20 protein-coding genes are annotated in these 21,432 nt (G+C 64.7%); 11 read left to right on the top strand and 9 right to left on the bottom strand.

Translation table 11 applies throughout. The features are described 5' to 3' along the window. Positions 1 to 110 precede the first annotated feature (110 nt). On the top strand, positions 111 to 1,655 hold the full coding sequence (locus IF803_RS14195) for an acyl-CoA synthetase (protein ID WP_461192548.1): 1,545 nt from the start codon (positions 111 to 113) through the stop codon (positions 1,653 to 1,655). Between the two features lie 85 nt (positions 1,656 to 1,740). Here IF803_RS14195 and IF803_RS14190 read toward each other — a convergent pair whose 3' ends face one another. After that, positions 1,741 to 2,247, bottom strand: coding sequence for a hypothetical protein (locus tag IF803_RS14190; protein WP_411780874.1), 507 nt, complete (start codon positions 2,245 to 2,247; stop codon positions 1,741 to 1,743). Positions 2,248 to 2,351: 104 nt separating this feature from the next. On the opposite strand from IF803_RS14190, the gene IF803_RS14185 reads away from it, so the two are divergent. The 4 genes from IF803_RS14185 (at position 2,352) to IF803_RS14170 (ending at position 6,699) form a co-directional block, all read left to right on the top strand. Next, a complete protein-coding gene (locus tag IF803_RS14185) occupies positions 2,352 to 3,506 on the top strand; it encodes an alpha/beta fold hydrolase (protein WP_461192547.1) in 1,155 nt (384 codons plus the stop codon). 177 nt (positions 3,507 to 3,683) lie between these two features. Then, positions 3,684 to 4,655, top strand: a complete 972-nt coding sequence (gene mbfA / locus IF803_RS14180; RefSeq protein ID WP_028339122.1) for an iron exporter MbfA — start codon at positions 3,684 to 3,686, stop codon at positions 4,653 to 4,655. A gap of 99 nt (positions 4,656 to 4,754) precedes the next feature. Next, the gene (locus IF803_RS14175; protein ID WP_461192546.1) at positions 4,755 to 6,227 is read left to right on the top strand and encodes an amidase; all 1,473 of its coding nucleotides are present in this window, start codon (positions 4,755 to 4,757) and stop codon (positions 6,225 to 6,227) included. A gap of 118 nt (positions 6,228 to 6,345) precedes the next feature. Beyond that, a complete protein-coding gene (locus IF803_RS14170) occupies positions 6,346 to 6,699 on the top strand; it encodes a nuclear transport factor 2 family protein (RefSeq protein WP_375763802.1) in 354 nt (117 codons plus the stop codon). A 142-nt stretch (positions 6,700 to 6,841) separates the two neighbouring features. On the opposite strand, the gene IF803_RS14165 is transcribed toward IF803_RS14170, so the two are convergent. Together IF803_RS14165 and IF803_RS14160 are read right to left on the bottom strand one after the other, a co-directional pair. After that, entirely contained in the window at positions 6,842 to 7,930 is a 1,089-nt protein-coding gene (locus tag IF803_RS14165; protein WP_018269116.1) for a Zn-dependent alcohol dehydrogenase, read from the bottom strand. A 53-nt stretch (positions 7,931 to 7,983) separates the two neighbouring features. Beyond that, positions 7,984 to 9,768 (bottom strand): acyl-CoA dehydrogenase family protein, encoded by a 1,785-nt coding sequence (locus tag IF803_RS14160; RefSeq protein WP_461192575.1) that lies wholly within the window; start codon positions 9,766 to 9,768, stop codon positions 7,984 to 7,986. Between the two features lie 71 nt (positions 9,769 to 9,839). On the opposite strand from IF803_RS14160, the gene IF803_RS14155 reads away from it, so the two are divergent. Together IF803_RS14155 and IF803_RS14150 are read left to right on the top strand one after the other, a co-directional pair. Next, entirely contained in the window at positions 9,840 to 10,541 is a 702-nt protein-coding gene (locus IF803_RS14155) for an SDR family NAD(P)-dependent oxidoreductase (RefSeq protein WP_461192545.1), read from the top strand. Positions 10,542 to 10,736: 195 nt separating this feature from the next. Then, complete coding sequence (locus tag IF803_RS14150; protein ID WP_028339128.1) at positions 10,737 to 11,567, top strand: enoyl-CoA hydratase; 831 nt, start codon at positions 10,737 to 10,739, stop codon at positions 11,565 to 11,567. 292 nt (positions 11,568 to 11,859) lie between these two features. Here IF803_RS14150 and IF803_RS14145 read toward each other — a convergent pair whose 3' ends face one another. After that, entirely contained in the window at positions 11,860 to 12,483 is a 624-nt protein-coding gene (locus IF803_RS14145; protein ID WP_461192544.1) for a GNAT family N-acetyltransferase, read from the bottom strand. Positions 12,484 to 12,553: 70 nt separating this feature from the next. Continuing rightward, positions 12,554 to 12,757 (bottom strand): DUF1127 domain-containing protein, encoded by a 204-nt coding sequence (locus IF803_RS14140; protein WP_304497569.1) that lies wholly within the window; start codon positions 12,755 to 12,757, stop codon positions 12,554 to 12,556. Between the two features lie 118 nt (positions 12,758 to 12,875). On the opposite strand from IF803_RS14140, the gene IF803_RS14135 reads away from it, so the two are divergent. The 4 genes from IF803_RS14135 to tcuB all read left to right on the top strand — a co-directional run bounded on the left by IF803_RS14135 (position 12,876) and on the right by tcuB (position 18,012). Further along, positions 12,876 to 13,775: a transcriptional regulator GcvA gene (locus IF803_RS14135; protein ID WP_304497570.1), complete on the top strand. Its 900-nt coding sequence runs from the start codon at positions 12,876 to 12,878 to the stop codon at positions 13,773 to 13,775. Between the two features lie 276 nt (positions 13,776 to 14,051). Beyond that, entirely contained in the window at positions 14,052 to 15,362 is a 1,311-nt protein-coding gene (gene tcuC, locus IF803_RS14130) for a tricarballylate/proton symporter TcuC (protein ID WP_461192543.1), read from the top strand. A gap of 129 nt (positions 15,363 to 15,491) precedes the next feature. After that, a complete protein-coding gene (gene tcuA, locus IF803_RS14125; RefSeq protein WP_461192542.1) occupies positions 15,492 to 16,892 on the top strand; it encodes an FAD-dependent tricarballylate dehydrogenase TcuA in 1,401 nt (466 codons plus the stop codon). A 16-nt stretch (positions 16,893 to 16,908) separates the two neighbouring features. Next, positions 16,909 to 18,012, top strand: coding sequence for a tricarballylate utilization 4Fe-4S protein TcuB (gene tcuB, locus IF803_RS14120; protein WP_461192541.1), 1,104 nt, complete (start codon positions 16,909 to 16,911; stop codon positions 18,010 to 18,012). 39 nt (positions 18,013 to 18,051) lie between these two features. Here tcuB and IF803_RS14115 read toward each other — a convergent pair whose 3' ends face one another. The 4 genes from IF803_RS14115 to IF803_RS14100 all read right to left on the bottom strand — a co-directional run bounded on the left by IF803_RS14115 (position 18,052) and on the right by IF803_RS14100 (position 21,328). Continuing rightward, the gene (locus tag IF803_RS14115) at positions 18,052 to 18,564 is read right to left on the bottom strand and encodes a class I SAM-dependent methyltransferase (RefSeq protein ID WP_304497573.1); all 513 of its coding nucleotides are present in this window, start codon (positions 18,562 to 18,564) and stop codon (positions 18,052 to 18,054) included. A 114-nt stretch (positions 18,565 to 18,678) separates the two neighbouring features. Next, complete coding sequence (locus tag IF803_RS14110; RefSeq protein WP_016846808.1) at positions 18,679 to 19,092, bottom strand: Rieske (2Fe-2S) protein; 414 nt, start codon at positions 19,090 to 19,092, stop codon at positions 18,679 to 18,681. A 53-nt stretch (positions 19,093 to 19,145) separates the two neighbouring features. Beyond that, positions 19,146 to 20,255 carry an amidohydrolase family protein gene (locus IF803_RS14105; RefSeq protein WP_461192540.1) on the bottom strand — a complete coding sequence of 370 codons (1,110 nt, stop codon included), beginning with the start codon at positions 20,253 to 20,255 and terminating at the stop codon, positions 19,146 to 19,148. Then, on the bottom strand, positions 20,252 to 21,328 hold the full coding sequence (locus tag IF803_RS14100) for an amidohydrolase family protein (RefSeq protein ID WP_461192539.1): 1,077 nt from the start codon (positions 21,326 to 21,328) through the stop codon (positions 20,252 to 20,254). The genes IF803_RS14105 and IF803_RS14100 overlap by 4 nt, the downstream gene beginning before the upstream one ends. Between the last annotated feature and the right edge of the window lie 104 nt (positions 21,329 to 21,432).

Genomic DNA, 21,432 nt, shown 5'->3' with positions numbered 1-21,432 from the left:
CCCGTGGTTAGGCGCGGCTGGGGCCACAACTCAGTCCAACAAGAAAAATTGGTGGTTATGGGTCCCCGCGTTCGCGGGGACGACCACTTTTGATGCCCTGAGGAAACACAATGACCCATCCGTCGATCCACGCGCGTACCCATCCGAACAAGATCGCCTACCAGATGGCGGGTAGCGGCAAGGCCATCACCTATCGCGAGCTCGACGAGCTCTCGAACCAGGGCGCGCATCTGTTCCGCTCGCTCGGTCTGAAGGCCGGCGACCACATCGCGCTGCTGATGGAAAACCGCCTCGCCTTCATGGAGATCTGCTGGGCCGCGCAGCGCTCGGGTCTCTATTACACGGCGATCAGCCGCTACCTGACGGAAGAAGAGATCGCCTACATCATCAAGGACTGCGGCGCGAAGGTGTTCATCACCACCCCGCAATGCGCCGACAAGGTGAAGGGCCTGATCAAGGGCGAGGCGGGCGAGCCGCTGTTCTACATGATGGACGAGCCCGCCCCGGGCTTCCGCTCCTATGACAAGGAGGCCGGCGCGCAGCCGACCACGCCGGTTGCCGACGAGGTCGCGGGCTATGACATGCTGTATTCCTCTGGCACCACCGGCCGGCCCAAGGGCATCAAGAAGGAGTTCGAAGGCAACCGGATCGACGTGCCGAACCCGTTCCTGCGGATTCTCACCGCCGATATGTGCGGCATGAATGCCGACAGCATCTATCTGTCGCCGGCGCCGCTCTATCACGCGGCCCCGCTGCGCTTCAACATGATGGCGACCGTGTTAGGGGGCACCTCCGTCATCATGGAGCATTTCGACGCCGAGGAATTTCTGAAGCAGGTCGAGAAGCACAAGGTGACGCAGTCGCAGCTGGTGCCGACCATGTTCGTGCGCATGCTGAAGCTGCCCGACGAAGTGCGGAGCCGCTACAAGGTCTCCTCGCTGAAGGGCGCGATCCACGCCGCGGCGCCCTGCCCGGTCGACGTCAAGGCCAAGATGATCGAGTGGTGGGGACCGATCCTGATCGAGTATTACGCCGGCTCCGAAGGCAACGGCGTCACGGTCTCGACCTCGCAGCAATGGCTCACCCACCGCGGCACGGTCGGCCGCGCGGTGGTCGGCAAGGTCAAGATCCTCGACGAGAACGACGAGGAGGCGCCGACCGGCCAGATCGGTCAGGTCTTTTTTGCCGACGCCCCGGCGTTCTCCTATCACAACGATCCCGAGAAGACGAAGAAGGCCTACAACGCCAAGGGCTGGTCGACGCTCGGCGATGTCGGCTACCTCGACGAAGAGGGCTTCCTCTATCTCACCGACCGCAAGAGCTACATGATCATCTCCGGCGGCGTGAACATCTACCCGCAGGAGACCGAGGACGTGCTGATCACGCATCCCGCGGTGTCCGACGTCGCGGTGTTCGGCGTGCCGAACGAGGAGATGGGCGAAGAGGTCAAGGCCGTGGTGCAGCCGCACGACATCACCAGGGCCGGCAAGGACCTCGAGGCCGAGCTGATCGCGTTCTGCCGGCAACATCTGTCGCCGATCAAATGCCCCAAGAGCATCGACTTCGAGCAGGAGCTGCCGCGTACGCCGACCGGAAAACTGGTGAAGCGGCATTTGCGCGACCGCTATTGGCCGAAGGCTCCAGTCAAGGCATAGCCGCGCTTCACCCTCCCCTGGAGGCCCCTCCAGGGGAGGATGAAGAGCGCACGCAGCCCAGCCCGCCGGCGCTGCTGACCCACTCCTACAACTCCGCCGCTGGCTCACACGCAGCAGACACCACGGCACGCAGATGCAGCTGGCCGTGTTTGCCTGTCGCTGTGGTGGTCCACTGCGCATCGATCTGCTGAAAATCCTCCGACAGCTTGCCGCGATGGCTGCCGTCGGTTTCGAACGCCCCGTTGCCGTCAGGGGACCGTTCGAATATCTCGACCTCGAGATCGGACAGCCGGATGAACATCTGCACGCCGATCTTGGTCACGCGACGGCCGACCTCGTATGAACCGCAGCCGAGCGCTTCCGCGTTCTGCTCGTTCAAGGCCTTCACCTTGTCGAAAGTGATGACGATGTTCTGCACCGTGTTGTCGCCGTCCCACAGGAATTCGCCGATATAAGCGTGCGGCAGCTTTTCGGTCAGCTGCTTGATATCGGCGGCACGCACCGCCGAGATCAGCAGCAGGCTTGCGGCCACAATCATGAGACCCAGAAGCGACGTCCAGCCGGGCTGCTCTGCAATCTTCGCGTGGCGCATGCGGTATGCATCCCCTGGGCAATATTGCTATCGTTCAACAATGACCGTCAGCATACAGTGAAATGCGCTGGTTCTGCGGCGATGCCCAACAGGTGATCTGCACAATGGAAGCCCTCCCCGACGTTCCGCTCCCCTCCACCATCCGCTCGCGTTATGTCGACGGGATCAACGGCCTGCGCATGCACGTGCTGGAAGCGGGCTTTGAAACATCCGGCCGGCCCTGCCTGTTGCTGCTGCACGGCTTTCCGGAGCTGGCGTTTTCCTGGCGCAAGGTGATGCCGAAGCTCGCCGATGCCGGCTATCACGTCATCGCACCGGACCAGCGCGGCTATGGCCGCACGTCAGGCTGGAGCGCGGATTATGACGGCGACCTCGCGTCATTCCGCCTGCCCAATCTGGTGCGCGACGCGCTCGGGCTGGTTGCGGCGTTCGGCTACAAGCACGTCGATGCCGTGATCGGGCATGATTTCGGTTCGTCGGTCGCGGCGTGGTGCGCGCTGATCCGGCCCGACGTGTTCCGTGCGGTCGTGATGATGAGCGCGCCGTTTTCGGGGCCGCCGTCGCTGCCGTTCAACACCGCGAGCGCGCCGGCAAAGCCCGCGACCGAAGACCCCGTGCATCGCGAGCTCGCCGCGTTGCCGCGGCCGCGCAAGCATTACCAATGGTACTATTCGACGCGTCCGGCCAATGACGACATGCATCGCGCGCCGCAAGGCGTGCACGACTTCCTGCGCGCCTATTACCACCACAAGAGCGCGGACTGGAAAGACAACAAGCCGTATCCGCTGCAATCCTGGTCGGCGGGCGAACTGGCAAAACTGCCGACCTATTACGTGATGGATCTCGCCAAGGACATGGCCGCGACCGTCGCCGAGGAGATGCCGTCACGCGAGGCGATCGCCGCCAACACATGGCTGCCGGATAGCGAGCTCGCCTATTACAGCAGCGAATATCAGCGCACGGGATTCCAGGGCGGGCTGCAGTGGTATCGCTGCGGCACTTCGGGCGCGTTCGTCCCGGAACTGCAGACCTGGAGCGGCCGCACGATCGACCAGCCGTCGGCCTTCATTTCCGGCAAGCAGGATTGGGGCACCTACCAGCGGCCCGGCGTGTTCGAGGCGATGCGGACGAAAGCCTGCACCAACATGATCGGCTGCCATCTGGTCGACGGCGCCGGCCATTGGGTGCAGCAGGAACAGCCCGATGAGGTGAGCCGGCTTCTGCTCACATTCCTGCGAGAGGCGGGCGCGCAGCGCTAAGCGCCCGTTCGGCCGTCGCATCGCATCCCGTTGATCTCACGCGTTTTCTTCGCCCAACCCGCGCGGCTTGCCGGTGCTGCGGCAGCGAACCCGGCCGATCCGGATTTGACCCGGCGCCAGTGCAACTTTATAGTTTAGAACTATTCTAATTCTAAACTCCGTGAAGAAGGCGTTGCCGTGAAGAACTTTGCCGATCTGACCGAGCGCGAGGTGCTGGCGGTCGCGATCGCCTCCGAGGAGGAGGACAGCCGCATCTACATGACGTTCGCGGAGGATCTCGCCGAGCGCTATCCCGACACCGCCAAGATTTTCGAGGAGATGGCCGATGAGGAACGCGGCCATCGCCACCGGCTGCTGGAAACCTACGAGCAGCGCTTCGGGGCGCATCTGCCGCCGATCCGGCGCGAGGACGTCAAAGGCTTTTTGCGCCGGCGCCCGATCTGGCTCACCAAGAATCTGCCGCTCGACACCATCCGCAAGGAAGTCGAGACCATGGAATTGGAGGCCGAGCGCTTCTATGCCAAAGCCGCCGAGAAGGCCGAGGATGTCGGCGTGCGCCGCCTGCTCGGCGATCTCGCCGAGGAGGAGAAGGGCCACGAGAAGCTCGCGGTGAAGCTGACCGGCGAGATCCTCAAGCCCGACGTGCGCGCGGAGGAAGACCGCACGCGTCGGCGGATGTTCGTGCTGCAATATGTGCAGCCGGGCCTTGCCGGATTGATGGACGGCTCGGTCTCGACCCTGGCGCCGCTGTTCGCCGCCGCTTTCGCCACGCATCATAACTGGCAAACATTCCTGGTCGGACTTGCCGCTTCGATCGGCGCCGGTATCAGCATGGGCTTTGCCGAGGCGCTGTCCGACGACGGCTCGCTGACCGGGCGCGGCTCGCCCTGGCTGCGCGGCCTGACCTGCGGCTTGATGACGACGCTCGGCGGGCTCGGCCACACCATTCCCTATCTGGTGCCCGACGCCTGGCCGAACGCATTCTGGATCGCGACCGCGATCGCCGGGATCGTGGTGTTCTTCGAATTGTGGGCGATCGCCTTCATCCGCGCGCGCTACATGGACACGCCGTTCCTGCAGGCGGTGTTCCAGATCGTGCTCGGCGGCGCGATCGTGCTCGCGGTCGGCATCCTGATCGGCGCGGCGTAGCAATTCCGATCAAACACGGCGACGACGTCACGGCTACAGCGCTTGCGGGCGGCAGCCAAACTGCCCATCATCGCGCCAACAACAAACCGGGAGCACGCCGTGGCCAAATCGCAATACAGTTTCAAGACCGCCGTCGACCTGTCGGAAGCGCTGCGCAACAAAGAGGTCTCGGCGGTCGAGCTCGCACAGGACGCGATCGGCCGCATCGAGCGCCACGACGGCAGGGTCAACGCGGTCTGCGTGCGCGACTTCGAGCGCGGTCTCGCCGCTGCCGGCGCCGCGGATGCCGCGATCGCGCGCGGCGAGCACAGGCCGCTGCTCGGCATTCCCATGACGGTGAAGGAATCCTTCAACGTCGCGGGATTGCCGACCACCTGGGGCTTCCTGCCGCAAAAGGATTTTGTCCCGACCGAGGACGCGCTGTCGATTCAGCGGGTGAAGGACGCCGGCGGCGTCATCCTCGGCAAGACCAATGTGCCGGTCGGGCTTGCCGACTGGCAGAGCTACAACGAGATCTACGGCACCACCAACAACCCCTACGACCTCGGCCGCACGCCGGGAGGCTCGTCCGGCGGATCGTCGGCGGCGCTCGCCGCGGGCTATGGCGCGCTGTCGCTCGGCTCCGACATCGGCGGCTCGCTCCGCGTGCCGGCGTTTCATTGCGGCATCTATGCGCACAAGCCGACCTTCGCGCTGCTGCCGTCGCGCGGCCACACCGCGCCGCCGGCGCCGCCCATCATCTATGAGCGCGACCTTGCGGTGACCGGCCCGATGGCGCGCGGCGCGGCCGACCTGTCGCTGCTGCTCGACGTGATGGCGGCACCCGATCCGCTCGATGCCGGCAAGGCCTATCGCCTCGACCTGCCGGCGGCGCGCCACGCCAGCCTGAAGGATTTCCGCATCCTCGTGATCGACACCGATCCGGTGTTGCCGACCGACAAGGCGGTTCGCGGCAGCATCGACAAGCTCGCGAGCCACCTTGACAAGGCCGGCGCGAAGATATCGCGTTCGAGCCCGTTGCTGCCGGATTTCGCGGCGTCCTCGCGGCTCTATATGCGGATGCTGCTGTCGTTCCTCGCCGCGACCTTCCCGCCGGAGGTCTATGCCGGCGCCTGCGCGGCGGCGGCCGCGCTGCCGGCCAGCAACAACAGCCTGCAGGCCGAGCGGCTGCGCGGCATCGCGCTCAGCCACCGCGACTGGGTGCAGGCGACGGTCGCCCGCTCGCGGCTGCGCGCGCAATGGCGCGAGCTGTTCAAATCGTTCGACGCGGTGATCTGCCCGATCATGCCAACGCCGGCCTATCCGCACGATCATGCGCCCGACCAGGAGCAGCGGCGGATTTTGATCGACGGTGTGCCGCACGTCTACACCGACCAGCTCGCCTGGCCCGGCATCGCGACCCTGCCCGGCCTGCCTTCGACTGCGATCCCGACCGGCTTTGCGCCCGACGGATTGCCAGTCGGCGTGCAGATCGTCGGTCCATGGCTCGAGGACCGCACGCCGCTCAAGCTCGCCGAGCTGATCGAGCGCGAATTCGGCGGCTTCGTGCCGCCGAAGATGTTCGATGATTGATACTTGCCATCGTCATTGCGAGCGAAGCGAAGCAATCCATATATCCGTCTGCGCGGAGGCGTGGATTGCGTCGTCGCTTCGCGCCTCGCAATGACGAGGGGAAACCGGGAGGAAACCAATGAGCAACGATCTCGAGGAGCTGACAAGGCTCAACAAGGATTACGTTGATTCAGTTCAGAACTGCGACGTCAAGCGCTTCGACGAAATCCTGGCGCAGGACTTCTACTGCACCAATCCCGACAAGAGCCTGGTCGACCGCGCTGCCTTCCTGAAGCAGACGGCGATCCCGGTGAAGATCAAGGGCCTGAAGGCAGAGGACGTCAAAATCCGCATCCTCGGCGATTTCGCCATCATCCACGCCCAGACCAGCTACACCAACGCGGACGGAGAGCCGGCGCATGGCCGCTACACCGATTGCTGGGCGCGGCAGAACGGAAAATGGCTCGCGGTCTCCGCGCACGTCGCGCGGTGAGGGCAACGTTCGCAGCGTCACCCTCCGCTGTCATGGCCCGCTTCATGCGGGGCATCCAGTACTCCGCGGCCGCAGTTGATTTCACACAACTTCCGCCGCGGCGTACTGGGTCGCCCGGTCAAGCCGGGCGACGACAAGTTCGTCAACTGTCGAACATGATCACGCTGCGCAGCGTCTTGCCGGCTTTCATGTTGGCGAAGCCCTCGTTGATCTCGGAGAGCTTCAGCTTGGCCGAGATCCAGTCTTCCAGATGCAGCTTGCCGCGCATGTAGAAGTCGACGAGGCGCGGCATGTCGACGCGGAAGTGATTGGAGCCCATCGACGAGCCCTGGATGCGGCGCTCGCGCAGGAAGTCGAAGCCGTGCAGCTCGATCTTCTGGCCGAACGGGATCATGCCGACGATGGTCGCGGTGCCGCCCGCCGCCAGCATGGCAAAGGCCTGCTCGGCGGTGTCCTTGCGTCCGAGCACCTCGAAAGAATGCTGCACGCCGCCGCCGGTGAGCTCGCGCACCTGCTGGACGACGTCGCCGCGGGCCGGATCGACGATGTCGGTTGCGCCGAGCTTGGTCGCAAGCTGCAGCTTGGCCGGATTGGTGTCGATCGCGATGATGCGGCCGGCGCCGGCGATCTGAGCGCCGTTGATCGCGGCCATGCCGACGCCGCCGCAGCCGATCACAGCCACGGTCTCGCCGGCGGTCACCTTCGCGGTGTTCACCACGGCGCCATAACCGGTGATGACGCCGCAGCCGATCAGCGCGGCGAGATCGAGCGGCATCTCCTTCTTGATCTTCACGATGGCGTTCTCGTGCACCAGCATCTGCTCGGCGAACGACGACAGATTGAGAAACTGATTCAGCTTCTCCTTCCTGCCCCATGACAGGCGGTTGGAGGCGCCGGGCAGCATCTTCACGGTGGTGTCGGTGCACAGCACGGTGCGCCCGGTGGTGCAGTTGTCGCAGGTGCCGCAGAACACCGACAGACAGGTGACGACGTGATCGCCGGGCTTCACGTAATTGACGTCGGAGCCGACCTTCTCAACCACGCCGGCCGATTCATGCCCGAGCACCGCCGGCAGCGGGTGCGGATACAGGCCTTCCATGAAGTGCAGGTCGGAATGGCAGAGGCCCGCGACCGCGGTGCGGATCAGGACCTCGCGCGGCCCCGGATTGGGCACGCTGACATCCTCGATCACCAGCGGCTGATTGACTTCATGCAGAACGGCGGCCTTCATCGGGGTCTCCCTTGACGTTTTTGATTGCTTGAAAAGTTCGCTCGCGCGGCAGCCTACGCTGCGTCAAGCAATTCGCCAACCTCGGCCATGCCGACCGCGCGATCGCCGAGCAGGTGCTCGGTCATCCTGCGCTGAACGGTATTCTCCGTTAGCCGGAACGGATCGCCCGGCAACACGCGATGATCGACCACCATCCGCGACAGCAACAGCCGGCGCGCATCACCGCGCATCTCATGGATGCGTCCGCCCTCCCATGCCAGCGCCACGGCGCTTGCAACGTGATAGAGCAGGCTGGTGGCACGCCGCGCGTCGCCCTCATTGTCGACGCGGCTCGCCACCTCGCGCGCAAACGCGACCGCACGGTCGCTGAGATCGCGCAACCGGTTGCGCCAGGCCCGCGGCACATTCGCGCTGTCATCGAGCCGCGCATGCAGATCGGCGGCGAGCGCATTGTCGGCGCCATGGCGGCCGACCGCGCGCTTCAGCGCATCGATCGCGACGATGTTGCCGGTGCCCTCCCAGATCGAGCCGAGATGCGCGTCGCGCAGCAGCCGCGGCGTGACGAATTCCTCGATGTAGCCGATGCCGCCGCGCATCTCCATCGCATCGCCGCAGACTTTTCGGGCGTCGCGGGTAGCGCGGAATTTAAGCGTCGGCGTCAGGATGCGGAGCAGCGCCGCGGCGTCCTGGCTGCCGGCCTCGGCGCGGTCGAGCGCGTCAGCGGTCAAAAAGCTCATCGACAACGCCTGCTCGGTCGGCAGCATGATCTTCGTCAGTTGGCGCCGCGCCAGCGGCAGGTCGATGATGCGCTGGCCAAACACCACGCGGCCCTTCGCCACGGTGATCGCGTCGTGCCAGGCTCGCCGCATCAGCGCAGTCGATTTCACGCCGTTGGAGAGCCGCGACGAGTTCACCATCTCGGCCATCTGCACGAAGCCGCGATCGAGCTTGCCGACAGCATAAGCAATCGCGCCGTCGAGCTTGATCTCGCCCGAGGCCATCGAGCGGGTGCCGAGCTTGTCCTTCAACCGCACGATCCGGTAATGGTTCTGCGAGCCGTCGTCGAGGAAACGCGGCATCAGGAACAGGCCGACGCCGCGGGTGCCCGGCCCGGCGCCTTCCGGCCGCGCCAGCAGCATCACCACCTTGGCATCGGCGTTGGAGCAGAACCACTTCTCGCCATAGAGCCGCCAGTGATCGCCCTCCTGCACGGCGCGCGTGGTCAACGTGCCGACATCGGAGCCGCCCTCCTTCTCGGTCATGAACTGACCGCCCTGTGTCAGCTTGCTCATGTCGGTCTGGGTCAGGCCGTCGAGATATTTCGCCTTCAGCGCCTCGCTGCCAAAATTTGCCAGCAGCTTTGCACACCCGTCGGTGACGTTGATCGGGCAGCCCATGCCGAATTCGGTCTGGTTGAACAGGAAGGTGAAGGCGTGCTTGGCCACCACAGGGTATTTGTCGGGCCAGCCCATGATGCCCTTACGGAGCGACAGCGCATGGATGCCGAACTCGCCGAACGCGGCGTTCTCGATCTCGCGATAGGCCGGATGATATTCGATGTGCTGCACATCGCGGCCGAACTTGTCGCGCTGATGCAACACCGGCGTATGCCGGTCGGCAAGTCGCGCGCATTCGTCGAGATAGCCTCCGGCTAACCCACCTAGGCGGTCGAGATGCGGCTCGATATGGCGGAACAATGCCTCGGGCAGATGCAGCTTCAGAAGATCGGTCAGCGCCGGATCGGCCCGATAGAAATTCATTCCCGTCGTGTCGGGCGCCAGCAGCCCCGGCTGGTTGGTGGCGGCTGACGTTTTCGGATCCTGCTTGTGCGGCTGCATTGAATTCCCGGCTTCGGTGCTCATTTGTTTGGGCACGACTATCCTCCTCCGGCCGAGCAAAGGAAAGCCCAATGGATATTCCAAAATACAAGATCGCCCTGATCGTCGGTGCCGGCGCGGGCCTCAGCGCCTCCTTGACGCGGCTATTTTCGCGAGAGGGAATTCGCGTGGCACTGGGCGCCCGCAGCATCGAGAAACTCGGCGCGCTCTGCACCGAAACCGGCGCACGCGCCTATGCCTGCGATACCACCAAGGCCGAGGATGTCGAACGGCTTTTTGGCCTGGTCGAGCGTGAGATCGGAACACCTGATCTCGTGGTCTATAACGCCAGCGGCCGCTCGCGCGGGCCGTTCGTTGAACTCGTGCCCTCAGAGGTCGAGCAGGCAATCGCAGTCTCCGCGTTCGGCGGCTTCCTGGTGGCGCAGGAGGCGGCGAAGCGCATGCTGCCCAACAAGAAGGGCGCGATCTTGTTCACCGGCGCCTCTGCCAGCGTGAAGGGCTATGCGCAGTCGGCACCGTTCGCGATGGGCAAGTTCGCCTTGCGCGGCCTCGCGCAGAGCATGGCACGCGAACTGTTGCCGCAGGGCATCCACGTCGCGCATTTCGTGATCGACGGCGGCATCCGCAGCGCCGCCCGCACCGAGCCCGCCGACCGGCCGGACTCGATGCTCGATCCCGACGCGATTGCATTGAGCTACTGGAACGTGCTGCAACAGCCGCGCAGCGCCTGGACCTGGGAGCTGGAATTGCGGCCCTGGGTTGAGAAGTTTTGAGATGACGGAGATCATGCAAGCGGCGTAGGCTGGACGCAAACCGCCGCCACATTCGTCATTGCGAGGAGCGAAGCGACGAAGCAATCCATTCCTCCACTAGCGGCGGCATGGATTGCTTCGCGGAGCCTGTCATCCGGCGGCGCTGCGCGCCGACCGGGTGGCTCGCAATGACGGACGGAACTGGGGAAGGAAAACATGTCGAACGAAATCAAGATCGAGACCGGCACCGACGAACTGCTCTGCGTGATCCGCGACCGCGTCGCCGTCATCACGCTGAACCGCCCGGACGCCCGCAACTCGCTGTCGGACACGCTGACGCCGGCGCTGCGCACGATGATCAGGACCTGCGGCGAGAACCCCGAGGTCGGCGTGCTGCTCGTCACCGGCGCCGGCAAGGCGTTCTGCGCCGGCGGCAACGTCAAGGGCATGGGCGCGCACCGCGACAAAAAGAAGCTCGAAATGTCCTATGAAGACAAGGTCGCGGATTTGCAGGAGCGTCAGCGCCTGCTCACCGGCGCGCTCGCCTCGGTGCGCAAGCCGACGATTGCCGCCCTTCCCGGCCCTGCGGTCGGCGCCGGCCTTGCGATCGCGATGGCCTGCGACATCCGGATCGCCGCACAATCCGCCTTCATCTCGACCGGTTACCTGCGCGTGGCGCTGAGCGGCGATTACGGCATGGCCTGGCTGTTGACGCGGCTGATCGGCACCTCGCGCGCCCGCGAGCTGATGTTCACTTCGGAGAAGGTTGACGCCGCGAGGTGCGAGCAGATCGGCCTCGTCAACCGCGTGGTGCCGGACGAAACGCTGCAGGACGAAGCCTTTGCGCTGGCGAAGTCGATCGCCGAGGGCCCGACCCTCGCGCTGCGCTACATGAAGGACAATCTCGACGAGGCGCTGCAATTCGACTTCGCCACCGCGCGCGACCACGAGGCCGAGCGGCTGATCCGCCTCACCACGACGGCCGATCACAAGGAGGCGGTGCAGGCCTTCATCGAGAAGAGGAAGCCGGTGTTCCGGGGGAGTTGAGCGCGATCTCTCCTTCCCCCTGAAAGGGGGAAGGTCGGGATGGGGGTCAGCCACACGCGCCATTGCCGGGGAGAGCGCTGATCCCCACCCGCTTTGCTCTGGCGAGCAAAGCGACCTCCCCTTTTCAAGGGGAGGTGAGAGCTCGTAGCCCGGATGAAGCGAAGCGAAATCCGGGACAAGTCTCGCGGCGGTACGACCCCGGATTACGCTGCGCTTCATCCGGGCTACGGAGTCGGAGCAATCAAAAAGAAAAGGGCCCGGTTCTGGAGGGGCCAGAACCGGGCCTAGTCAGTCAAACCGCAAGCGAGGACATCGCGGCCAAGCGGGAAGTGGCAGCAAGCCGCCAGCTGGCACAGGGAATGTCTTGCGGTTCGACGTAGATCTCTTTCACGAAGCGCACCAGCTTCCAGTCGCCGGGGCTCTGGGTGAAGGCGTAGCCCGACTTGCGGGCGAGGCCGATCATCGTCGCATTGGAACGCAGCGTGTCGCCGAAGATGCGCTCGGCTCCGAAGGACGCCGCGCGGCATTCGAGATTCTTCAGCAGCGCCTTGCCAATGCCGTGGCCCTGCCACCGGTCATCGATCGACAGGCCGAACTCGACGCTCGAATTATCGGCATGGAAGGCGTAGCGGGCTTCGCCGACGATGGTCTCAAAGCCATCGACCAGCATCGTCGCGACCACCGTGAACCGGTCAGCCTCGCCGACATGGATGAAACGCTCGAGCTCTGTCTTCGGCAGCTCGCTCAACGCGCCCAGGAAGCGGTTGTAACGGGACCCCGCGGAGAGCGAGCGGATGTAGCTCTGCAGCTCTTCGCGGTCGCGCGGCTCGACGAAGCGCACCTTGACCTCGCTGCCGTTCTTGGCGCGCAGCACGTCAGAGTATTGCTTGAGATCGTCGAGATGCAGCGCAACCATGACACGCTCCTCGGGTGAAGAAATTGGCCGGCGCCCCTCGATCGAGGCGACGCCAGCGGTGGCGTCCTTCTCAGGCCCGCCAGAACGGCTTCTCGGTCTCGAACACGATGTCGCTGCGGGACATGCCGATGTCGTGCAGATCGCGCTCGGTCCACTGCGACAGCTCGCGGCGGCGCTCGTAACGCTCCCACCAGACATGCAGCGTCTCGCCGACCTGGTTCAGCAATCCGGACGTATGATGATTTGTCATCGATTCATGGGTGAAAATGGACATCTGCGGCTCCTATCGGTAACCTGTTGGCAGGAATATCGGAGCTATTTGGTCCACTCACAAACGACACTTTGTACCGTTTCGCATGAATTAAAGTCATGTATTTGGAGACGCACAAGAGATGACCAGCCGCCTGCCTTCGCTGAATGGTCTAAGGGCGTTCGAGGCCGCCGCACGGCATATGAGCTTCACGCTGGCGGCGTCCGAACTGAACGTGACGCAGACTGCGATCAGCCATCAGATCCGGCGGCTCGAGGAGGAGCTCGGCGTCCGCCTGTTTATCCGCCAGAACCGCTCGCTGAGCCTGACACCGGAGGCTACCGAATACCTTCCCGGCGTCCGCGCCGCCTTCAATGACCTCAGGCTCGCGACTGATCGCCTATTGCGCCGGGACGACGATCACGTGCTGACCGTCTCGACGCTGGCGTCGCTTGCCGCCAAGTGGCTGCTGCCGCGGCTGTCGGCCTTCCAGGAGGCGCATTCCGGTATCGACGTTCGTATCACCACCTCGACCAGCCTGGTCGACTTCCAGCGCGACAAGGTCGACGCGGCGATCCGCTATGGCCGCGGCCAATGGGCGGGCCTGCGTGCCGACTGGCTGATGGCGGATGAGCTGTTTCCGGTGTGCAGCCCGTCGCTGCTGCAGGGAACCAGGCCGCTGAAATGCCCTGAAGACCTCAGGGATCACACGCTCCTGCACACCAGCAACGCCAACAGCGACGACTGGCGGCTGTGGCTGACCGCGGCGGGATTGCCGACCGATATTTCCAAGCAGCCGGGCGTCACCTTCGACCTGCTGTTCGTGACGATCCAGGCCGCGATCGATGGCATCGGCGTCGCGATGGGCCGCACCTCCTATGTGCAGGACGACATCGCCAAGGGCCGCCTCGTGGTTCCCTTCAAGATCGCGCTGCCTGCCGACGCCGGCTTCTACCTGGTGTCGCCGCAGGGACGCGCCGATACGCCAAAGCTGTCCGCGTTCCGGAACTGGCTCGGCACAACGGCGCACGCTGCGCCTTGATGCGGCGCACGCGACGGCCGGAGCTTCGTTCTGATTGAACCAGAGCCGAGGTGCTAGATTGTTGTTTTGACGAGCTTTCTTCGCGCGAACCGATATCCTTTTCGCTCGAGACGCTCCCTGCAATGTCCACCTACGGCTTTTTTCCCATAGCCCCCCGCGTGATTTCGGGTTGGTCGCGCCAGACAGGCGTGCCAAATTGCCGCACATGGCAGTTAACTGCTTTGGCCGGCGAAACAATTTGCGCCGGCCGTTTCGTCACGGGGAGGAAAGGGCGTTATGTCGCAGTCGAGTTCATCGCAAGTCCCGCAGATCAAATCGCGTCTTGGCGCCATCCTGCGCGCGACCAGCGGCAATTTCCTCGAGCAGTTCGACTTCTTCCTGTTCGGCTTTTATGCGCAGGCGATTGCGAAGGCCTTCTTCCCCTCCGAGAACGAGACGGCGGCGCTGCTCAACGCGTTCGGCGTGTTCTGGCTCGGCGCCTTGATGCGCCCGGTCGGCGCCGTCGTGCTCGGCGCCTATATCGATCGCATCGGCCGCCGCAAGGGCCTGATCGTGACGCTGTCGATCATGGCTATCGGCACCGTGGTGATCGCGCTCTGCCCGAGCTATGCGACCATCGGCATTGCGGCGCCGATCATCGTGCTGATCGCGCGCCTGCTGCAGGGCTTCTCCGCCGGCGTCGAGCTCGGCGGCGTCTCGGTCTATCTCGCGGAGATCGCCACGCCCGGCAATCGCGGCTTCTACACCTCGTTCCAGTCGGCGAGCCAGCAGGTCGCGATCTTCGTCGCCTCGATCCTCGGCTTCGTCCTCAGCGAGAGCATGCCGGCGGCGACCGTTGCCTCCTGGGGCTGGCGCATCCCGTTCTTCGTCGGCTGCCTGATCATCCCGGTGATCTTCTTCCTGCGCCGGACGCTGGAGGAGACCCCGGCGTTCCTCGCGATGAAGAAGCATCCGACCGCGAGCGAGGTGTTTGCCTCGGCGATCGCGAACTGGCGCATCGTCGTGCTCGGCATGATGATCGCGGTGCTGACCACCACCACCTTCTACTTCGTCACCGTCTACACGCCGACCTTCGGCAAGACCGTGCTGAAGCTCTCGACCCAGGACGCGCTGCTGGTGACGCTGCTGGTTGCGGTGACCAACTTCATCTGGAATCCGGTCGGCGGCGCGGTGTCCGACCGGATCGGCCGCAAGCCGGTGCTGCTGGCGATCGCCGGCCTGTCCCTCATCACGGCCTATCCGGCGCTGCACTGGCTGGTGACCAATCCGTCGTTCGGCAAGATGCTGGCGGTCGAGATGATGTTCTCGTTCTATTTCGGCGTCTACAGCGGCACCATGCTGGGCTCTCTGGTCGAGATCGTGCCGGCGCATGTCCGCACCACCTGCTTCTCGCTGGCCTTTGCGCTGGCGGCCGGGCTGTTCGGCACCTTCACGCCGTTCGCCTCGACCTGGCTGATCCAGCAGACCGGCGACAAGGCTTCGCCCGGCTACTGGCTGATGTGCGCGGCAGCTCTCGGCGTCGTCGCCACGCTGATCGTCTATCGTGGCGGCCAGACCATCGAGCAGCGCGAGACGGTTGCGGCCTGATATTCCACTTCGCGGCCGGGCGGGCTCGCTGGGCATGACTTCTTCGGAAAATCGCGACACGCTTTTCCGGATCATGCTCATGCGCCCGGCCCGTGTTGCTTTCCATGCCAACAACGATAACAAGAGCGCATGGTTGATCTGACGCGCAGGTTCGACGTCCTGGTGATCGGCGGCGGCAACGCCGCGCTGTGCGCTGCGATCAGCGCACGGCGCGCCGGCGCCTCCGTGCTGGTGCTGGAAGGCGCCCCGAAATTCTATCGCGGCGGCAACACCCGCCACACCCGCAATATGCGCTGCGCCCATGACGCGGCGACCGCAATCCTCACCGGTCCCTACACCGAGGACGAGTTCTGGAACGATTTGCTGCTGGTGACCGGCGGCCAGACCGACGAGGAACTGGCCCGCTTCATGATCCACGAATCCAAGGACATTCTGAACTGGATCGTCGAACAGGGCGTGCGCTGGCAGCCCTCGCTCGGCGGCACGCTGAGCCTTGGCCGCACCAACTCGTTCTTCCTCGGCGGCGGCCGCGCGATGCTGAACGCGCTCTATCGCACCGCCGAGGAGCTCGGTGTCGACATCCTCTACGATGCCGAGGTCATCGACCTTACGATCGAGGACGGCATGTTCCTTTCGGCGCAGCTGAAGCAGCCGGTCGGCGGCAAGACCGAAGTCCGCGCCTCGACCCTGGTCGCGGCCGCCGGCGGCTTCGAGGCCAACATCGAATGGCTGAAGGAGTCCTGGGGCGATGCGGCCGACAATTTCCTGATCCGCGGCACGCCCTATAATCGCGGCGCGATCCTCAAGATGCTGCTCGCCAAGGGCGTGCAGGAGATCGGCGATCCGACGCAATGCCATGCGGTGGCGATCGACGCGCGCGCGCCGAAATTCGACGGCGGCATCATCACGCGCCATGACTCGGTCGTGTTCGGCATCGTCGTCAACAAGCATGCCGAGCGCTTCTACGACGAGGGCGAGGACATCTGGCCGAAGCGCTATGCGATCTGGGGCCGGCTGGTCGCCGCGCAGCCGGACCAGATCGCCTACATCATCTTCGACTCGACCGTGGTGACGAGCTTCATGCCGACGCTGTTTCCGCCGATCGCGGGCGCGACGATTGCCGAACTCGCCGGCAAGCTCGAGCTCGACGCGGCCGCGCTGGAAAAGACCATCACCGAGTTCAACGCCGCAGTGCAGCCCGGCACCTTCGACCACACCATCCTCGACGACTGCGCTACCCAAGGCATCACGCCACCGAAGACGCATTGGGCGCGCCGGATCGAGACGCCGCCCTATCTCGCCTATCCGGTGCGGCCGGGCATCACCTTCACCTATCTCGGCACCCGCGTGAACAGAGAGGCGCGGATGCTGATGAAGGACGGCAAGCCGTCCGCCAACATGTTCGCCGCCGGCGAGATCATGGCCGGCAACGTGCTCGGCAAGGGCTATGCCGCCGGCATCGGCATGACCATCGGCAGCGTGTTCGGCCGCGTCGCCGGCCGGGAAGCAGCCAAGAATGCGCGGAACTGAAGGCGGGACTGACGCGATGCACGGGACGAGGATCTTGCAGGAAGCCGACCGTCTGATGACGGTGTGCAATTCCTGCCGCTATTGCGAGGGCCTGTGCGCGGTGTTTCCCGCGATGGAGATGCGCCGCGCCTTCTCCGACGGCGATCTCAACTACCTCGCCAACCTCTGCCATGGCTGCGGCGCCTGCTACACCGACTGCCAGTTCTCGCCGCCGCACGAATTCAACGTCAATGTACCGAAGACGCTTGCGGTCGCGCGCGCCGAATCCTATGCCGCCTATGCTTGGCCGCGCGCCTTTGCCGGCGCGTTCGCGCGCAACGGCCTCGTCATCAGCCTGATCGCAGCGCTCAGCGTCGCCGCCTTCATCTTCGGCTTCGCCGCGATCAATGATCGCGGCGTGCTCACCGGCATCCACACCGGTCCCGGCGCGTTCTATAAATTGATGCCGCACAACGCGATGGCGCTGCTGTTCGGCTTGGCCCTGCTCTACGCGATCCTGGCGCTGGTGATGGGCGTGCGCGCGTTCTGGCGCGACATCGGCGAGCCGGTCGGCATGACGACGGATGCGAAGGCGCTGTTGCAGGCGGGCCGCGACGCCGGCGAGCTGCGCTATCTCGACGGCGGCGGTGTCGGCTGCTTCAACGAGGACGACCAGCCGACCGACCGCCGCAAGCTGTATCACCACTTCACGTTCTACGGCTTCATCCTGTGCTTCGCCGCGACCTGCGTCGGCACGCTGTATCATTACCTCTTGGCGCGCGAGGCGCCCTATGCGTGGTGGGACCTGCCCGTCGTGCTCGGTACGCTCGGCGGCATCGGGCTCGTGGTCGGCCCGCTCGGGCTCCTGTCGGAGAAATGGAAGCGCGACCGCGTGCTGGTCGATGAGCAGCGCATGGGCATGGATACCGCGTTCATCCTGATGCTGTTCCTGACCAGCATTACCGGCCTCGCCCTGCTGCTGTGGCGTGAGACCGCCGCGATGGGTCCGTTGCTGGCGCTGCATCTCGGCGTGGTGTTCGCGCTGTTCATCACCATGCCCTACGGCAAATTCGTGCACGGCATCTACCGCTTCGTCGCGCTGGTGCGCTATGCGCGCGAACGGCAGATGATGGCGGAATGAATGGTGGTGGGTTAGCGCAGCGTAACCCGGCTTACGAACTCATCCTGCATCGGGCTTTGTCGCCAGGGCACAGAACCACTCATTTGTCTCGACCAGCTGAGCCTGCGTGAAGCCGGCTGCTGCCAGCTTTTCCGCGACCCCTTCCTTGGGCTGTCCGGAATAGCGCGTAAAGCCGAGCGCGATCCTGCCGCTCGGCTTCATGACGCGCCGGACCTCCCGTAGCCCGGCGATGGCGTCCGGCCAGACTTGCATCGAGTTGATCGCCAGCACCTTGTCGAAGCTATCCGCATCGAATGGCATGCGCTCCACGGGGCCAAGCCGAAGCTCGACACGACCATCCTCGATCGCGGCCGCGTTCCGGGCGCGAGCTTGCCCGACCATCTCCTGCGACGGATCGATGCCCGCGACGCGTCCCGCCGGCACCAATGTCGACAGGCGTTGAAGGACGACGCCCGGACCAAACCCGACTTCGAGCACGCTGTCGTCCGGTCCGACCTCGAGGCGATCTGCGACCCACGCGCCGCAATCTGCATTGGTGCGCGCCATGATCATGCCGCCGAGCCTCCCCAGGAGACCCCGAGGACGGCCAAACGCACGCAAGAGGATGCTTTGCACGGCGCTCACCGATTGCCATCTCCGGTGAACAGGATTTCGGGACGGTCGCGGCTACAGATCCACCACCACGTAGTCGCTCTCCACCGCGACCTTGATGGTCTCGGCGACATACGGCCCCTTCACCACATTGGTGCCCGGCTCGACGCTGACCGGATAGGCGCGCACGCGGAAGCGGCGCGGGTCGCAATAGGACTGACCGGTGCGGATATCGAACTCCCAGCCGTGCCAGGGGCAGCGCAGGATCTCGCCGAGTTTGGTGTATTCGATCTCGCCGGGATCGGACGATGAGGCGAGCCCGATCAGCGGCCCCTCGCACAGCGCCGCGCCCTGATGCGGGCAGCGGTTCAGCAGGCCGAAGAACTCGCCCTTGACGTTGAAGACGGCGATCGGCCGTCCGTCGATCTCGAGGAATTTTCGCGAACCCGGCGGCAGTTCGTCAACCGGGGCGATCACATGACGCGCCATCAATCGTTCTCACGCATGATCTGATTCGAAAAACCGGTTCCCACTTTTTCGGATCAAGCGATACCGTACAGCTGCCTGGCGTTGTCGAGATAGAACGCCTGGCGATTGGCATCGCTGACGCCGGCCGGCAGCACGCGCGACGGCTCGTCGTAATCCCAATGCGGGTAATCGGTCGCGAACAACAATCTGTCCCAGCCGATCCACTCGATGGTCTGGAACAGATGGTCGCGGCTCTCCGGATCCTCCATCGGCTGCGTCGTCCACCAGATGTGATCGCGGATATATTCCGACGGCTTGCGCTTCAGATGCGGCACTTCGGCATGCAGCCGCGCAAACACCTTGTCGAGGCGCCAGGCCAGCGATGGGGCCCAGCCGAACCCGGCCTCCACCATCACCATCTTCAATTTCGGGAAGCGCTCGAACACGCCCTCAAGCACGAGGCTCGCCAGCGCGGTCTGCTGGCACTGCGAATGCCCGACCATCTCCTCGATATAGTAGCTCGGCCATCCCGACGCGGTGATCGGGTTGCCGCCGAAGCCGAAGGCGTGCACGCCGATCGGAAGGCCGGCTTCCTGTGCCGCCTCATAGATCGGCCAGTAACGGCGCTGGCCGAGCGGCTCGACATTGCGGCTCAGCAGCAGCACCTGGACGAAATTTGCGTCGCCCGCGCGCTTGCGGATTTCGGCCGCGGCCGACATGCCATCCTCATTGGCGACGACGACCGAGCCTTTCAGCCGGGAATCCTTGCTGGTCCATTTCTCGATCTGCCAGTCGTTGATGGCCGAGCAGATCGCGCCGGCGAGATCCTGGTTGCGGATACCCTGCCCGGTGTTGAGCGGGTTGAGCACGCCGAGCGCGACATTGTTGGGATCGAGGTGTTGCTTCTGCATGAAGGACAGCGACGAGCCCTGCGGGCCGCCTTCCGGCGGATAGGCATCGCGGCGCGACGCATTTGGCTGCGCCTTCGGATAGGGCGGACCTTCCATCATGCCCTGATAGGCATGGACGCCGAAGGTCTCGAGATGCGCATGCCAGCGCTTTTCGAGATAAGGATACAGCTCGTCCTTGGTGGCGCGGGCCGGGTGGATGTCGCAGTCGGCGATCGCGGTCTTGATGCTCGTCGGCGACGCTGTTTCGGGGCGCTCGCGAAGCTGGATGTTCATGGCGTCATCTCCTTCACCTTGAGCCGGCCATAGGTCGCATGCGGATTATCGACCATGATCTTGCGCACCAGATCCTGCGACAACCCCTGCGGCAGCACCTCGTCACCATCGAACTGCCAATGCGGGTAATCTGACGAGAATAGGATCAATTCGTCCGACTGCATATGGTCGAACAGGTGGTTCAGCGTGTCTCCGTCCGGCGGCGCATCGACCGGCTGCAGCGAGAAGCGGATGTTGCTGCGCACAATCTCCAGCGGCGCGCGGTCGACCCACGGCGTCTCCATGCGCACGCCTCGCCAGAACTTGTGCAGCCGCCACAGGAATGACGGCAGCCAGGTGAAGCCGGACTCCAGCATCACCATTTTCAGGTTCGGATGGCGCGCGAACACGCCCTCGACGACCAGGCTGGTGAGCTGGGTCTGGAACGCCTGCGCCTGCGCGACATAGTCCTCAATGTGATAGGAGCCCCAGCCGACCGAGGTCGGCGGATTGTGATAGGCGCTGCCGGCATGGATGCCGACCGGCAGGCCGAGCCGTTCGGCCGCGGCGTAGATCGGCCAATAGTGGCGCTTGCCGAGCGGCATGTCGCCCATCACGAGCATCAGCACCTGCACGAAGCGCTCGTCCTGCGCACAGCGCTCGATCTCGGCGACCGCCTTTTCGATGCTCTGCACCGGGATCACGATCGAGCCGCGCAGGCGATCGTCCTTGTCGAGCCATTCCTTGACCAGCCAGTCGTTCAGCGCGCGGCAGAACGCATCGGCCATGTCCTCGGAGAACACCATCTGCACGCCGTAAAGCGGATTGCAGATGCCGTAGGCCGTGCCGAACCGGTCGAGCGCCTGGCGCTGCATGTCCGCAAGGCTCGAGCCCGGCTTGCCTTGCGCGGGACGCCAGTCCGGCCGCGACGCGATCGGCGAATTGGTCGGATAGGATTGCGAGATCAGGTCGGTCATGCCGCGCGTCGTCACCTGGTCGCGCCAGTAGTCGTTCATGTACGGCAGCAGGCTGGTGAGGTGAGGTACGGCGGGATGCAGATCGCAATCCACGCCGCCCGCGATCGGCGACGTCATGATGTTTCCTCCGCGCACGCTCTTACGACAAGCTTGTCGGGCGGCGCTTGGTTCTTGGCTCGCATTCAAGCAGGCCATGCCGCGGCCTGCAACTCGGCAAGGGC

The organism is Bradyrhizobium sp. UFLA06-06, assembly GCF_054820065.1.
This window is presented reverse-complemented; position numbering and strand designations above follow the sequence as displayed.